The 14,531-nt window shown below is 70.6% G+C and carries 16 protein-coding genes and 1 pseudogene; 12 read left to right on the top strand and 5 right to left on the bottom strand.

Features of this window, described 5'->3' with window-relative positions:
* Positions 1-220 precede the first annotated feature (220 nt).
* From O7542_RS12640 to O7542_RS12625, 4 genes are all read left to right on the top strand, one after another.
* Positions 221-1,390, top strand: coding sequence for an alanine--tRNA ligase-related protein (locus O7542_RS12640; protein WP_281606276.1), 1,170 nt, complete (start codon positions 221-223; stop codon positions 1,388-1,390).
* 145 nt (positions 1,391-1,535) lie between these two features.
* Positions 1,536-2,999 (top strand): ATP-binding protein, encoded by a 1,464-nt coding sequence (locus O7542_RS12635; protein ID WP_281606275.1) that lies wholly within the window; start codon positions 1,536-1,538, stop codon positions 2,997-2,999.
* A gap of 16 nt (positions 3,000-3,015) precedes the next feature.
* Positions 3,016-4,836 carry an acyl-CoA dehydrogenase gene (locus O7542_RS12630; protein ID WP_281606274.1) on the top strand — a complete coding sequence of 607 codons (1,821 nt, stop codon included), beginning with the start codon at positions 3,016-3,018 and terminating at the stop codon, positions 4,834-4,836.
* A gap of 565 nt (positions 4,837-5,401) precedes the next feature.
* Positions 5,402-6,406: a hypothetical protein gene (locus O7542_RS12625; RefSeq protein WP_281606273.1), complete on the top strand. Its 1,005-nt coding sequence runs from the start codon at positions 5,402-5,404 to the stop codon at positions 6,404-6,406.
* A gap of 82 nt (positions 6,407-6,488) precedes the next feature.
* Here the strand turns inward: O7542_RS12625 and O7542_RS12620 are convergent, their stop codons facing one another.
* Both O7542_RS12620 and O7542_RS12615 read right to left on the bottom strand, forming a co-directional pair.
* Positions 6,489-7,037 (bottom strand): HD domain-containing protein, encoded by a 549-nt coding sequence (locus O7542_RS12620; protein WP_281606272.1) that lies wholly within the window; start codon positions 7,035-7,037, stop codon positions 6,489-6,491.
* 83 nt (positions 7,038-7,120) lie between these two features.
* Positions 7,121-7,867 (bottom strand): GntR family transcriptional regulator, encoded by a 747-nt coding sequence (locus O7542_RS12615; RefSeq protein ID WP_281606271.1) that lies wholly within the window; start codon positions 7,865-7,867, stop codon positions 7,121-7,123.
* Positions 7,868-8,041: 174 nt separating this feature from the next.
* Between O7542_RS12615 and O7542_RS12610 the strand changes: the two genes are divergently transcribed.
* The 5 genes and pseudogenes from O7542_RS12610 to pyrE all read left to right on the top strand — a co-directional run bounded on the left by O7542_RS12610 (position 8,042) and on the right by pyrE (position 10,823).
* Positions 8,042-9,232 (top strand): helix-turn-helix transcriptional regulator, encoded by a 1,191-nt coding sequence (locus O7542_RS12610; protein ID WP_069090158.1) that lies wholly within the window; start codon positions 8,042-8,044, stop codon positions 9,230-9,232.
* A 302-nt stretch (positions 9,233-9,534) separates the two neighbouring features.
* Positions 9,535-9,894, top strand: a pseudogene (locus tag O7542_RS30525) (hypothetical protein); the annotation flags it as partial.
* Entirely contained in the window at positions 9,891-10,109 is a 219-nt protein-coding gene (locus O7542_RS12605; protein WP_013477111.1) for a hypothetical protein, read from the top strand. The pseudogene O7542_RS30525 and the gene O7542_RS12605, both read left to right, overlap by 4 nt.
* Positions 10,106-10,279, top strand: coding sequence for a hypothetical protein (locus O7542_RS12600; RefSeq protein ID WP_166456489.1), 174 nt, complete (start codon positions 10,106-10,108; stop codon positions 10,277-10,279). Before O7542_RS12605 ends, O7542_RS12600 begins: the two co-directional genes overlap by 4 nt.
* A 19-nt stretch (positions 10,280-10,298) precedes the next feature.
* Positions 10,299-10,823 carry an orotate phosphoribosyltransferase gene (gene pyrE / locus O7542_RS12595; protein ID WP_104114181.1) on the top strand — a complete coding sequence of 175 codons (525 nt, stop codon included), beginning with the start codon at positions 10,299-10,301 and terminating at the stop codon, positions 10,821-10,823.
* 2 nt (positions 10,824-10,825) lie between these two features.
* Here the strand turns inward: pyrE and O7542_RS12590 are convergent, their stop codons facing one another.
* Positions 10,826-11,410 (bottom strand): GIY-YIG nuclease family protein, encoded by a 585-nt coding sequence (locus tag O7542_RS12590; RefSeq protein ID WP_064446237.1) that lies wholly within the window; start codon positions 11,408-11,410, stop codon positions 10,826-10,828.
* Positions 11,411-11,475: 65 nt separating this feature from the next.
* The gene (locus O7542_RS12585) at positions 11,476-11,598 is read right to left on the bottom strand and encodes a hypothetical protein (protein WP_255361251.1); all 123 of its coding nucleotides are present in this window, start codon (positions 11,596-11,598) and stop codon (positions 11,476-11,478) included.
* Between the two features lie 24 nt (positions 11,599-11,622).
* Here O7542_RS12585 and O7542_RS12580 point away from each other — a divergent pair, with 24 nt between their 5' ends.
* The 3 genes from O7542_RS12580 (at position 11,623) to O7542_RS12570 (ending at position 13,638) form a co-directional block, all read left to right on the top strand.
* On the top strand, positions 11,623-12,249 hold the full coding sequence (locus O7542_RS12580) for a VOC family protein (RefSeq protein WP_166456488.1): 627 nt from the start codon (positions 11,623-11,625) through the stop codon (positions 12,247-12,249).
* 43 nt (positions 12,250-12,292) lie between these two features.
* Entirely contained in the window at positions 12,293-12,775 is a 483-nt protein-coding gene (locus O7542_RS12575; RefSeq protein ID WP_281606270.1) for a GNAT family N-acetyltransferase, read from the top strand.
* A 113-nt stretch (positions 12,776-12,888) separates the two neighbouring features.
* Positions 12,889-13,638 (top strand): maleylpyruvate isomerase family mycothiol-dependent enzyme, encoded by a 750-nt coding sequence (locus tag O7542_RS12570; protein ID WP_064446234.1) that lies wholly within the window; start codon positions 12,889-12,891, stop codon positions 13,636-13,638.
* A gap of 132 nt (positions 13,639-13,770) precedes the next feature.
* On the opposite strand, the gene O7542_RS12565 is transcribed toward O7542_RS12570, so the two are convergent.
* Complete coding sequence (locus tag O7542_RS12565) at positions 13,771-14,190, bottom strand: hypothetical protein (protein ID WP_281606269.1); 420 nt, start codon at positions 14,188-14,190, stop codon at positions 13,771-13,773.
* Positions 14,191-14,531: the final 341 nt, after the last annotated feature.

The raw sequence follows: 14,531 nt of genomic DNA, 5'->3' as shown, positions 1-14,531 counted from the left end.
AAGGGGTGGGCGGGACAGGGGCGGCCGGGCTAGCGTCGATGTATGCAGAGCAGGCGCAGCCTTACCGCCGCGGCCGCGCGAGCTTCCCGCTCGCCGGTTGCCGCCGCCTGACCTGCCCCACACCCACGCCGGCGACCGGAAACGGTCCGCCGGCGTCGTCGTGTCGACGCCAACGCGCGCGGCGGGCCGTCCGGTCACCCGTACCCGGAAGGCACCCGCCATGACACCCGACGACATCACCCGGACGTTCCTGGACCACTACCACCGGCACGACCATCAGCGCGCGCCGGAGAGCTCACTCGTTCCGCCGCCCGGTGACCCGGTGCTGTTCACCACGTCCGGCATGCACCCGCTCACGCCGTACCTGCTGGGGCGCCCGCACCCGGGCGGGCGGCGACTGGCGAACGTGCAGCGGTGCCTGCGCACCACGGACCTGGACGAGGTGGGCGACGACACGCACCTGACCGTGTTCCAGATGCTCGGCTCGTGGTCGCTCGGCGACTACGACATCGTGACCAGCCTGCGCTGGGGCTTCGACCTGCTCACCGACGGGTTCGGCATCCCGGTGGAGAGGCTGCACGCCACGGTCTTCGGCGGCGGCAACGGTGAAGGGCCGGACGACACCGCGCGGGACACCTGGACCAGGCTCGGTGTGCCGGTGGAGGCGCTGGGCGAGGACAACTGGTGGTCCAACGGCCCGACCGGCCCCTGCGGACCGGACTCGGAGATCTTCGTGTGGACCGGCGACGGCCCGTCCACCGGCACGCCCAGCAGCGACGCGCGGTGGGTGGAGGTGTGGAACCACGTGCAGATGCGCTACCACAGGCACCCCGACGGGCGGCTCACGCCGCTGCCGCACTCGAGCATCGACACCGGCATGGGCCTGGAACGGCTGGAGATGGTGTTGCGCGGCGACCGGTCCGTGTTCACCGGCGACGGGCTGCGCCGGTGGGTGGACGCGGTAGGCAACTGGGGCCTGCGCGACGAGGACCTGCGCGTGGTCGCCGACCACCTGCGGTCCGCGGTGGTCGTGCTCGGTGACGGGGTACGCCCCGGCAACACCGGCCGCGGGTACGTGCTGCGGCGGCTGCTGCGCCGCGCGCTGACAGTGCTGTGGCGCGACGACCCGGCGCGCAGCCTCGACGGGCTGCCGCCCGAGCTGTACGCGGACACGCTGCGCCGCTTCCGTCAGCCGGTCGACGTCGGCTCGCTGCACGCGACGCTGGTGGACGAGGAGCGCCGCTTCCGCGGGCTGCTGCGACGCGGACGGCCGCTCGTGGACCGGGTACGGGAGCGCGGCCCGCTGACCGAGCGCGACTACCACTGGCTGCACGACACCCACGGGCTGCCCCGCGACCTGGTCGACGGCCTGCTCGCCGAGACGAGCTGAGCAGCGGCCGGGGGAGCGGGCCGGGCGGGCACCAGCCGGGGAGCAGCAGCCGGCTCAGCGGTGGCCGCCCGGCCGGGCCGGTGCCAGACTCGGAGGCGGACGCCACGCGAGGGAAGCGGACGCCGCCGTGAGGAGAGGGCAGCCGATGACCGAGGTACGGCCGGACGAGGAGACGGTGCCGCTGCTCGGCGCCGAGGTGCGCATCGCCGACGCGGCGGGGCTGCTCGCCGCCGCCGTCGACGGGCCGGTGGAGCTGATGGTCGACGGCGACTTCCCGGCCCCGGTGCGGGAGGCGCTCTGCACCGTGCGCGCCGACACCGCGGACGGGCAGCCGGCGCACCGCTTCGAGGCGTACCTGCGGGTGGAGAGCAGCCCGGCGGGCCTGCTCGCTCTCGGTCTGGCCGGGCCGGTCGGCGTGCTGCTCGCCGAGCGGCTGGCCGCCCGCGGCGGCGACGGCCCGGCCGCCGCCGTGGGCCGGATGGCCGCGGAGGCCGGACGGCGGATCTGGCCGCGACCGGTCGCCACGCTCGCCGCGCCGCCCGGCGACGAGGCCGGCCGGGAGGTGCTGCGCGTGGCCCGGGAAGCCGGGCTGCGGCCCCGCGTCGACCAGGACAACGGCACGGTACGCATCCACGCCGACGTGCCAAGCGCCGACGTGGGTCCGGCGCACCTGACGGCGATGCTCGGCCTGCTGCTCCAGGCCGTACGCGAGCTGTCCGGCGACAGCGACGAGCCGACCGTGCTGCGCGGACGGACGTACGTCGTGGGGCGGCGACCGGTGACGACGGCGGCCGGGCCGCGCAGCGCGACCGTGACCCTCGACCAGGTCGGCGGCCTGCCCGACGTGGTCGCGCAGTTCCGCGAGGTGGCGGTGTCGTTCCGGCACCCGGCAGCGATGGCCCGCTGGGGCGCGCGCCGGCCGCAGGGCATCCTGATGTACGGGCCGCCCGGCACCGGCAAGACCATGCTGGCCCGGGCCCTCGCGAACGAGATCGGCGCGGACTTCGTGGAGATCCGCACCCCGGAGATCCTGGACAAGTACCTCGGCGGCTCGGAACGCAACATCAAGCGCATCTTCCGGGAGGCGCGCCGCTACCGGCGGCCCACCGTGATGCTGTTCGACGAGTTCGACTCGATCATCAGCTACGCCGGGGCGGGCGGCGACGCGGCCAGCCAGGCCGTCAACGCGGTAGCGGGCATCTTCAAGCAGGAGATGAACACGCTGTTCGAGGAGAACCCCGACGTCATCGTGGTGGCGACCACCAACTTCCCGCACCGCGTCGACGCCTCGCTGATCCGCTCCGGCCGATTCGACCTGAAGATCGCCATTCCGGCGCCGGACGAGAACGGACGCGCGGAGATCCTCACCAAGATGATCCGCGAGCTGATCGACCGGCACGAACGGCCCGGCTTCACAATGTTCGCCGACGACCTCGACCCGGCCGCCCTCGCGGCCGACACGGCCGGGCTGACCGGCGCGGACCTTCGCGAGGCGCTGCGCCGGGTGCAACTCGCCAAGGCGCTCCGGGAGGCGGCGGAGGGTGCGCCGCCGGCTCCGATCGGTCAGGATGACGTGCGGGAGGCCGTCGCCGGGTTGCGCCGCGGCTGACCGGAAGGAGTCCACGTTGTCCTCGTCCGATCTGCTGCTGTCCCGCCGCGACCTCACGTTCCTGCTGCACGACTGGCTGGACGTGACCCGGCTGACCGAGCGCCCCCGCTACGCCGAGCACACCAGGGAGACCGTCGACGCGGTGCTGGACCTCGCCGCCCAGGTGGCCGCCGAGCGGTTCGCCCCGCACAACCGGGCCGCCGACACCGGCGAGCCCACGTTCGACGGGCAGCGGGTACGGACCATCCCGCAGGTCAAGGCCGCGCTGGAGGCGTTCGCCGAGACCGGGCTGCTCGCCGCCACCATGGACGAGTCGGTCGGCGGCCTGCAACTGCCGCACACGGTGGCCGCCGCCGCGTTCGCCTGGTTCCAGGCCGCCAACGTGGGCACGTCCGCGTACCCGATGCTCACCCTCGGCAACGCCAACCTGCTGCTCGCCCACGGCAGCGCCGAGCAGATCGACACCTGGGTACGCCCCATGGTCGAGGGACGCTTCTTCGGCACCATGTGCCTGTCCGAACCGCAGGCCGGCAGTTCCCTGACCGACCTCACCACGCGGGCCGAGCCGCAGGACGACGGCACCTACCGGATCGTCGGCACCAAGATGTGGATCTCCGGCGGCGACCACGAACTCGCCGAGAACATCGTCCACCTGGTCCTGGCCCGCATCCCCGGCGCGCCAGCCGGCGTGAAGGGCCTGTCGCTGTTCATCGTGCCGAAGGTGCTGCTCGACGACGACGGCAACCTCGGGCCGCGCAACGACGTGGTGCTGGTCGGCCTCAACCACAAGCTCGGCTACCGGGGCACCACCAACACGCTGCTCAACTTCGGCGAGGGCGTGCACCGGCCGTACGGGCGGGCCGGGGCGGTCGGGTACCTGGTGGGGCAGCCGCACCAGGGGCTCGCGGTGATGTTCCACATGATGAACGAGGCGCGCATCGGCATCGGCGCCGGCGCCACCGCGCTCGGCTACACCGCGTACCTGAAGTCCGTCGCGTACGCCCGGCAACGCCCGCAGGGCCGCCCGGTCGCCGACAAGGACCCCACCACGCCGCAGGTGCCGATCGTGGCCCACCCCGACGTACGCCGGATGCTGCTGGCCCAGAAGAGCTACGTCGAGGGCGCGCTCGCGCTGGTGCTCTACTGCGGACGGCTGCTCGACGAGCAGAAGACCGCGCCCGCCGAGGCCGACCGTGAAAGGGCGCAACTGCTGCTGGACCTGCTCACCCCGATCACCAAGAGCTGGCCGGCGCAGTGGTGCCTGGCCGCCAACGACCTGGCCATCCAGGTGCATGGCGGGTACGGCTACACCCGCGACTACGACGTCGAGCAGCACTGGCGCGACAACAGGCTCAACGCCATCCACGAGGGCACCCACGGCATCCAGGCCCTCGATCTGCTCGGCCGCAAGGTCACCATGCGCGACGGCGCCGCGCTGGAACTCCTGCTGGAGACGATCCGCGGCACGATCAGCCGGGCGTGGAAGGCCGACGGGTTCGCCTCCGAGCTGGCCGGGCAGCTCGCCGCCGCGGTCGACCGGATCGCCGTGGTGACGCGGCGGCTGTGGGCGCCGGGCGATCCGGAGCTGGCGCTGGCGAACGCCTCGGTCTACCTGGAGGCGGTCGGGCACGTGGTGATCGCGTGGATGTGGCTGGAGCAGGTGCTGGTGGTGGAGGCGCTGGGGTCGCCGGACGGGGCCGAGGGGGAGTTCCTGGCGGGGAAGAGGCAGGCGGCGCGGTACTTCTACCGGTGGGAGTTGCCGAAGGTGGGGGCGCAGTTCGACCTGCTGGAAGGGTTGGACCGGACGACGCTGGACATGCGCGAGAGCTGGTTCTGAGCCGTCTGTGGGTCGGGCAACGCCAGCCCTGCCGTCACCACCAGAGCCACTGAGCACCATGTCGGTGCCGCCTGGTCGTCGGGATGGTGTTGACCATCCCATCACCGCGATGTCCCTTCGCAGCGTTACGGCATGCGGCTCTCGTGGCCTGACGTTCCCTGCTGGTCCAGACCGCGTGGACGAACCAACGCGGGGGGCCTCCGCCCCCGGCCAGCAACCGCAGGCCGGTTCGCGGGGAGTGTGGACCGTCTTTGTCCGTACGAGACATGGTCGCCCCTTCGCAGTCGCGGGCGCGGCCATCCGGGGGTGAACGAGCCTAGGCTGTGCGCCGTGGAAGGAATGGCGTTGCTCCTGCTGTGCCCCTGCGTGTTCTTTGTGTTGCTGTTCTTCGCCGTGACCGTGATCCTCTGGTTTCAGACCAAGCCGGGCAGCCGGTAGCTGAATCGACCGTCGGAATGAGGGACGGCAGGGCCTCCGGCCCGAACCGGAGCCAGTTCTTCCGATGCCGCGTCGAGGCTCAGCGAACCGCATGACTTGTCGTATCCGATCGTTAGGATCATTCGCCATGACTCGCACCACGCCGCCGCGGCCGCTGGACATCACGGCACTCTTCCCCGAGGTGAGGGAGTACTCAGCGACGGCCACGCGGCTGCATCCCCGGCCCGGTACGCCGACGGCCGCCGACAGTTCGGTTGGTGGCCCGCTGCTCTGGCCGGCCGATGAGGCTTGGCCAGTGTGCACAGATGGCGATGCCCACTACATTTTCCGGCTCCGGACGCCGGCGACGGTCCGCCGCAGCCGGGAGATCTACGCGGCGGCGCAGGCCCGTGCCGACGCGACGGGCACTCGTTACGCCCTGACCGACGAGGAGCGAGCACAGTTGCCGGGTCTCGACTTCTCCGAGCCGCACAGCCTGGTGAACCAGCAGATCTCGCTGGTCCCGGTGGCGCAGCTGTACCGCCGGGACGTTCCCGACTTCGCCGGCCCCGACGGCGCCGATCTGTTACAGGTGCTGTGGTGCCCGCTGGACCACCCCGAGGAGGGCTACAACCCGCGGGTACGGCTGTACTGGCGGCGCAGCGCCGACGTCAGCCGGCCCTTGGCCGCGGCTCCCGAACCCCCCGTCGTCAACGACTCCTATCTGCCGACTCCCTGCATCGTGTACCCGGAACAGATTCGCGAGTACCAGTACGGCGGACTGCTGCCCGAGGAACTCGACGCCCGGATCACCGCCTGGGAGGAGACCGAGGAGGAATCCGACAACGAGGAGGGAATCAACTATCAGTCCGACCTGTCACTGGCGCCGGGCTGGAAAGTGGGCGGCTTCGCTAATTGGTCGCTGACCGACCCGCATCCGATGGAGTGCACGGAGTGCGGCATCGCCATGACGCTGCTGTTCACCGCCGATTCCGGCGAGTGGCACGGATCGGGCGACAGTTGGCGGCCGGTGGAAGATCCGGCGGAGGCTATGCCCAACCCCACCGATGTATCCATCGGCAGGGGTTATGCCCTGTACATCTTCCGCTGCCCGGTCTCGTTCGATCACCCACCAGCCACCGCCATGCAGTGATCTCTTCGAACGTCGGCATCCGAAACGGCGCACTACTTTCGGCAGATGTGGAAGCCGGAGGGAGCCGGGCGGCAGCCGACGTCTATGTCAGGCTGGGCGGACTCAGCCACGCCACCGGTGCGCCGTTGAGAGCGGCGTCAGCTAGGCGCTGGGCGGACGGTGTCTTGAGTGCCGCCTGCGAGCTGTCGATCCAGCGTTGAACGTCCGCGACTCCCTGATGCCGGTACTCGACCGCTTGGACGAGGCACTCCAACTTGTCAGCGTCCCGGGCCACGACCGCTTCCAGGGTTTCGCCGGCCTCGTACTCGGCGACGGCAGCTTTGATCAGATCGGCTACGGCGGGCGGGCAGTCGGCGACCTGGTCGGCGGTGACGGCGGTGTTGGGCGCAGCGGTGAGGTAGCGCTTGGCGATGTGGGGGATGTCGGTGATCCGGGTTTCCTGCGTGTCGTGCAGGATGCACAACATCGAGACGCGAGCCGGGTCGGCGCCCTCCATGGCTGCGAGCATCATGCCGATGAGCGCCGTGCGGAACGAGTGCTCGGCGATCGACTCGGGGTGCTTCACACCGGCGAACCACCAACCGGTCCGGGCGGCGCGCTTGAGCACGCCGGCCTCGAAGATGAAGCTCATGGCTCCTGCATGAGGATCGTTGTCCACTGGAAGTGCCCTCTCACCCGCTGAGCTCGTCGACACCGCATCCCCCTCGCCAGTCGTCAGTCGATGGGGAGACGGTAGACCAGGTCATACCGGCCGCCTGGTAGCACGATGTCGGCCGTCTCCACCGGCGTGCCGCTCGCGGTGTAGGTCCGCTCGATCGTGTGCACGAACGTGCGGGCCGGCAGGTTGAGCGCCTCGACCTCCTCCGCGGTCGCTGATCGAAGGCTGACGCGCTCCACGACCTCGTCGACCCGCACGCCGATGGTGTCCATGCGTGCAACGACGCCCTTGATCTCTCCGTCCTCGGCCCACTCGATCGGAGTGCCCTCGGTGACGGCAAGGGGCTCGTACGACACGGAGAGTTGTATCGGTTCGCCGTCGGCGAGGAAGCGGTATGACGTGCGCATCACCGGCGCTCCCGGCTCGATGCCGAGCCGGGCGGCAATCCGCTCATCGGCCTGCTCGTGTCGGCTGTCGTGCTCCCAGGTGCCCTGCTGTCCGGCGCCGGCTGCGTCGCGCGCGAACGGGGAAGTCGGGCCGTCACCGGAGCGGACGTCGCGGCTACGGGCGTGACGGACCAGTCGGGTGGTGTCTCGGACGTATACGCCGGATCCGGCGCGACCCTCCACGATGCCCTCGCCCTTCAGCACGGCGATGGCCCACTTGGCGACGGTCCGGCTCACGTCGTACTGGCGCATCAGGCCGGACTCGGACGGCAACTTGGCTCCAGCGGGAAGTTCTCCGGACAGGATCGCGGCACGTAGGTCGGCGGCGATAGCCAAGTAGGCAGGCGGCATTGGCATGTCGGCGGCACCTCCGGTCAGCTCAACCAGTCGACCACAGAGCGCGGGGGAGCAGCAGGTAGGAACCCCTCGACGTCAATGCGAGAGCACCGATCCACGTACACTGGCGCACGGTATGCCGGCGCACCGGCCGGTGCCGAAGTCCCAGCCCTCGTCCTGGGAGGCAGGCGAGACATGGCGAGCAAGGCCGACACGATCGGCGCCCGGGTCCGCTACTGGCGGATGCGTCGTGGCGGGATGAGCCAGGCCGTCCTCGCCGGGCTCGCCGGGGTCAGCCAGTCCTACATCTCCCAGGTCGAGTCCGGCCGTAAGACGATCGACAGAAGATCCACTTTGGTCGCCGTCGCCGCCGCGTTGCAGGTCACTGTTGCGGACCTGCTCGGTCAGGGCACCGAGACGGGTGACCCGGCACGCGAGCGCGCGGCGGAGTGCGTGCCGGCGATCTGGTCAGCGCTGATCGAGATCGAGGACGGTGAGCGGCGGCCGTCGACGCGTACCCGCGAGGAGTTGGTGGCGGGCATCGCGCGCAGTGAGCAGCTTCGCCACCGCTCGAACTTCCCGGCCATGGCCCAGATGTTGCCCGGCCTGCTGCTGGAGGCGGCTGCGGCGGGCGGTCCGGCGCTCGCGCAGGTGGCGTACCAGGCGTCGGCCTGCCTGCGGCACCTCGGGTACCGCCACCTGGCGTTGAACGCGGCGCGCGTGGCGGTGACGGCGGCCGAGGACGTGGAGGAGGCAGCGTGGCTGGGCGCGACCCGTTTCGCGTACGCGCAGAGCCTGCCGATCGAGTCGGCGCCGCTCGCCGCGCGGGCTGCTGACCGGTCGCTCGCGGAGCTTCAGTCCGCTGCGTCCGACGAACGGGTCCGGCAGATGCTCGGCCAGTTGCACCTGTCGGCGGCTCTGGCCTCGACAGTCAGCGGGCGTCTCGACGCCGCGCGCGACCATCTGACCGAGGCCGCCCGGGAAGCGGCGACCCTGGGTGACCCGGCTGACGGGATGGGGTTCAACGGCTGCGGGTTCGGGCCGACGAACGTGACGCTGTGGGAGATGTCCATCGCGGCCGAGTCCGGCGAGCCCGGCCGGGTCATCGAGCTGTCCCGCACGGTACGGCCGCAGGTGCTGGCGGCGTCGATCCGGCAGATGTCGTACTGGCTCGACCTCGGGCGGGCACTGGCCGATTCCGGTCGCCGGGACAACGAGGCGATCGCGGCGTTCGTGCGTGCGGAGCAGGCCGCGCCGGTGCCGTTCTCTCTCAACCCGCTCGCTCAGGACGCGGTCGTCGCGATGGCGCAGCGGGCCAAGCGGCGGGCCGTGCCGAACGAGCTGCGTCTGCTGGCCGGGCGTCTGGGCATCAGCCTGGCGGCATAACCAGCGGTAATTTCTCCATCACCATGCGGCCCTAGTGTCCGTTTTCGGGTGAGGAAACGCCTCATCCTGCCGGGCGCGACGCCGCACTCCCTTGTGAGGTGATCCGTCGCGCCGGAGCGGACGGAGGTGGTGATGGGCGGTCGGAACCGTTGGCGCCCCACGGGCCAGGAAGCGCAGAAGGCCGAATGGGAGGCGGCGAAGCGGAGAGCCCTCGGGCTGGCTGAATCGGATCACGCGCAGACAGCGCCCGGTGAGTCGGCAGCGGCGCAAGCGCCGCATCGGGATGCCGACGTCGCACCCGCCAAGCCGCGCCTGCCGTACGAGGGCTACCTCCTCGCGGTCGCGTCGACGCTCGTACGCCGGCATCGCCCGGCCTGGTCGTGGCGGAAGTGGCGGTGGGTGTGCCGCTGCGGTGCGGAGCTGCCGTGCCGGAACCGCCACCGCGTACCGATCAATCGCGGTCACTGGCCGCCGCAGGAGGACCAGTGAGGACTGCGGAACAGGCGATCCTGGCAGTGCATGTACGGGGTCTGGACGGGATGTGCGTGGGTTGCCGGCTGTGGTGGGCGCGGCTGACTCCGTACCCCTGCTGGCAGGTCGCGTGGGCGACCAGCCGGCAGGCGCGCGCGAGCGTCGCCCGCTTCCTGGGGGTGCGCGGGTGAGCACCCACGGGCCGGTGCTGCCGGTCTGGACGTGCGGCGGGTGCGGTGCGCCGTGGCCGTGCGCGACGCGGCGGCGGGAGCTGCTTGCGGAGTACGAGGGCGCGCCGGTGTCGCTGGCGGTGTACCTGGGGGCGCAGCTCGTGCGGGCGACGGCGGATCTGAGCTGGGCGCCGGCGGGGACGCTGCACCGGCGGTTCCTGGGGTGGCTGCGGTGAGCGTGCTGCGGGCCGGCGACGAGAAGTTCCACTACAGCGACGGGTCGCACCGGTGGACGGCGCCGGATCCGGAGTACGACCAGGAGGTGTGGGAGGAGCAGGTCCGCCAGCACAAGCTGGGGCACCTGCGCAACGAGCGTCCGAGGGTACGCATCCGCCGGATCGGGTGACGGGTGCGAGACTGGGCCGGTGACTCACCCGCTCGCGCGCCGCGTCTACGACACCTGCCACCTCACCGGCCGGTTTCATCTCCGATCCGGGCAGGTCAGCGACGAGTACTTCGACAAGTACCTGTTCGAGGGGAAGCCGGAGCTGCTGCGCGAGGTCGCCGAGGCGATGGTGGCTCTGCTGCCGGAGTGCGACGTGCTGGCCGGGATGGAGATGGGCGGCATTCCGCTCGCCACGGTGATGTCACAGCTGACCGGGCTGCCGACGGTCTTCGTGCGTAAGCAGGCCAAGGAGTACGGGACCGCGAAACTGGCCGAGGGCGGTCGCGTGAGCGGTCTGCGGGTCGTGGTGGTCGAGGACGTCGTGACCACCGGAGGCGCGCTCCTGACCTCGTGCGGACAACTACGGTCCGTCGGTGCCCAGGTCGAGACGGTGGTCTGCGCCATCGACCGCGAGCAGGGTGGCCGGGAGAACCTGGCGGCCGAGGGGCTGCACCTCCGCGCCGCCCTCACCCGTCGTGATCTTGAGGCATCGCTGACGGCGTGAAGCTAGGGCTGCTCCGGGCCGCTGCTGGCGTTGTACGAGTTCTTGGCGGCGACCACTGCGGCCTGGATGTGCTCGGGGTCGACGCCGTGGACGTTGAGCGGCGGGTGCAGACGCCGGACGAGTTCGGCCTCGATGACCGTTGGCTCGGCATCCTCCGCCCAGGTCAGGCGCAGGTGCTCGTGCATCCACGCGGTCAGCCGTTTCTCGTCCTCGGGGATGAGGACGACGCGGTCGGTCCAAGTGGTCCGGAAGCCCTCGGACACGAGAAGACCGGCCAACGTGCGGCGCAGCGTCGAGCTGCCCGACCGTCGTAGATGGTTGCGCAGGATCCGGCCCCGCAGGCTGGTGGCCCGGCCCAGATAGAGCATCCGCCATGACGGATCGGTGTCGTTCGGCGGTCCGGGGAGGTCGGGGAGGACCGAAGGAGCAGCCCACCAGGCGTAGACGCCGCCACCACGGGCGAGCCGCTTGACGGCGACGTCGAGCGCGACCGGCGGGCCGGTCAGCAACCGCAGGGCCTCGTCGACCCGCTCTTCGTCGGTCGGGACGTCGGCGGGTCGCCGTTCGGGGAAGGTCACCGGGACCATCCTAGGCGCTCGACCGGTCGAGATCGGGTGGGGATGCGCTCCGCACCTGGACACCGGCAGGGTGATCAGCAGGCGACTTTCATGACCTGCTCAGCCGGCGGTGCCGAGGGACCGAGCGCCCGCCCGATCTGCGGCACAGGAGTGCGCTGCCGGCCTGTGCGTGCGAGCGCGACGGTGCGCTGCGTCACGCAGCCGATGCTAGGTTCGCCCGCATGACGGTGCAGATCACGGCCGGGGAGTTCCACGCGGCCGACGGTGTCGAGGACTGGCGCTGCCTCTACCACGTGGTCTCGGCGTATTTCCGCACCGGCTCGCTAACCAAGGGCATAGCGTTCGTCGATGAGATCGGCCGGCTCGCCGGTGGCGCGGAGCAGCAGTACGTCAACGTCGATCTGCGTCATGTCGGCGTCACGGTGTCCCTGTTGTCGCGCGACGTCGCGCTGGCCCGGCGGATCTCGGCTGCCGCCAGGGATCTGGACATCCCCGCCGACCCGACCGCCGTGCAGCTCGTCAACGTCACTCTCGACGCGCTGGTCGGCGCGGACGTGCTGCCGTTCTGGCGGGCGCTGCTGGGTTACCGCCAGATCGACGACGACTATCTGGCCGACCCGGCGCGTCGGGGTCCGGGCTTCGGGCTGCAGCCGATGGACGCCGGGCGCCCACAACGCAACCGCATGCACCTCGATGTCGCCGTCCCACATGATCAGGCCGAGGCCCGAATCGCCGCCGCGTTGGCTGCGGGTGGCCGGCTGGTCTCCGATGCGCACGCACCGAAGTGGTGGGTCTTGGCGGACATCGAGGGCAATGAAGCGTGCGTCGCCACCTGGGTCGGCCGATAGTGGTGGCCCTCTCGAAGGCTGGACCATTGGCCACACTGACGGCATGACGACGGTCGTGCCGATGAGCCCCGCCCATCCGGCGTTCGATCAGGTAGCTGCTCTGTTCGACGACTACCGGGTGCACTACGGCCAACCGTCGGCCACGGAGGTCACCCGCTCCTGGCTGCACGACCAGATCGCACAAGACCGGATCTCCGCCGCTGCCGCCATCCGAGCTGATCACGTCCGCGGCTTCATCACGGTCACGGTCACGCCGGCATCGCTCAGGCTGGGCACCTCGTGGTCGATCCGCGACCTCTACGTGGCCCCGCACCATCGCCGTAGCGGCATCGCGAAGGCCCTGCTCCAGCACGTCATCCGCAACGCCCGTGCCGCCGGCGCGCATCGCGTGTCGCTCCAAACCGAGACCGACAACATCCCCGCCCTGGTGCTCTACACCGAGATCGGCTTCAAGCCCGTCACCGGCCTGGAACTACTCAACCTCACCTTCGACCCCACCCTCCAAGATCCGGGAGACAGGGCCTAGACGTCGCGCCGTGGCCTTGCGCGACGCGGCGGCGGGAGCTGCTTGCGGAGTACGAGGGTGCGCCGGCCCTTTCCGCCTGGTAGAGGGTCGGTGGTGCGTGGGACGCTCCCGTCATGCGTATCGCCGAGCACATTGCCGCGCTGGATGAGGAAGGCGCCCGACTGGCAGAGGCGGCGGACCGGGCGGGCCTGGACGCACCCGTGCCCACCTGCCCTGGATGGCAGGTCCGTGATCTGCTGCGCCATGTCAGCGGCGTCCATCGCTGGGCCACGGGCCACGTCATCACGGGGCGCCATCAGCCTTACTCCAGTCGCGAGGAGGCGGAGTTCTTCGCCGCAGTCGAGGACGACGAGCTGCTGGACTGGTTTCGGGAGGGCCACCGCGCACTCGTGGACACGCTGGCAGCGGCTGACGAGAGCGTTGAATGCTGGACGTTTCTGCCCGCGCCCTCGCCGTTGGCGTTCTGGGCACGTCGCCAGGCTCACGAAACCGCGGTACACCGTGCCGATGCCGAGTCGGCTGTCTCAACGGTTCCCTCCTGGGCCCCCTCCTTCGCCGCTGACGGCATCGACGAACTGCTCAATGGCTTCTTCGGGCGGCCCGGTGGGCTTCTGGTGGCCGATCCACCCGTCAGCATGGCTCTTGTGCCGACTGATATCGACGCGGGATGGACGCTCTCCATCGAGCCGGCCGGGCGCCGCCTGGTAGCCGGTGAGATGCCGGCCCAGTTGACCGTCGTGGGACCTGCGTCCGAGCTCTACCTCCTGCTGTGGAACCGGAGTGGGACCGAGCGCCTCGAACTACGCGGGGACGCGGCCGTCTTGGATCTCTGGCGGGCAAAGGCCACGATCACCTGGAAGTGACGCCGTCATCCCGGCGAGGTCAGCCCGGTGCCGCCCACCGTGGTCCCATCCGCTCGTCGACAGACCCGGACGGGTGAGACAGGCGGGGAAGCGGCAGGCGGCGCGGTACAGCCCCCACATCACCGGCTCACGTCATTCCGCAGGCACGATACGGAGGTTCAGCAGCATGTCCTCGAAGGCCTCGGGTCCGAATCGCGCCGCCACGATGTGCACCGGTGAACACGCCATGTCCAGCGTCACGTCGCCCACGGGACGCCTCTCGACGCCGGTCACCACCAGAGTCGTCTCTCGCACTGTCACGTCCTCGATCGTGACGTCATAGCCGAGCACAGGACGGTCCCCGACCGAGAGAATGACGACCGTCTCCTTCGCGAGGTCTACCGGCGGCGGTGGCGGGACAGGCTGCCGTCCGGCATTGATCGATGCCCAGTGCTGCGCCCACGATCCCGATCGACGAATCAGGAACAGGCCGTAACCTCGTGCGGTGTCGGCCTTGGCCTGCCCGTGGTACAGCGTGCGAAAGGTCCCGGCACGTCCGGACGATCTGCTCACCCGCTGACCCTACTGGCGCTGACCCTCGGAACAGCTTCCGTCTACGTCCGGCGGCTCGGGCGCGAAAGTGTTCGGACGGTTGGTGCGGCACGTCGGTGGCATGAGTACACCCTCGGTCTTGAGCCGGGCTCCCCGCCGTCAGGTAACTCTGTCGCCGTGTCGTGCCGGGCCTGGCGACAATGGTCACCGGACAGCGATACGACGAGGGTCGAAGGGTGTTGCTGGAGTGGGTCGACGGTTGGGCGGACACGAATGGCCGGTGATGGTCAGCACCGTTCACCTCGGGCGCCATCGGTACCGGGTCATGCGGCCGGCACGACCGCCGGGGTTCGCCGGTCTGT

Source organism: Micromonospora sp. WMMC264 (assembly GCF_027497275.1).
Classification (GTDB): Bacteria; Actinomycetota; Actinomycetes; order Mycobacteriales; family Micromonosporaceae; genus Micromonospora; species Micromonospora chalcea.
This window is presented reverse-complemented; position numbering and strand designations above follow the sequence as displayed.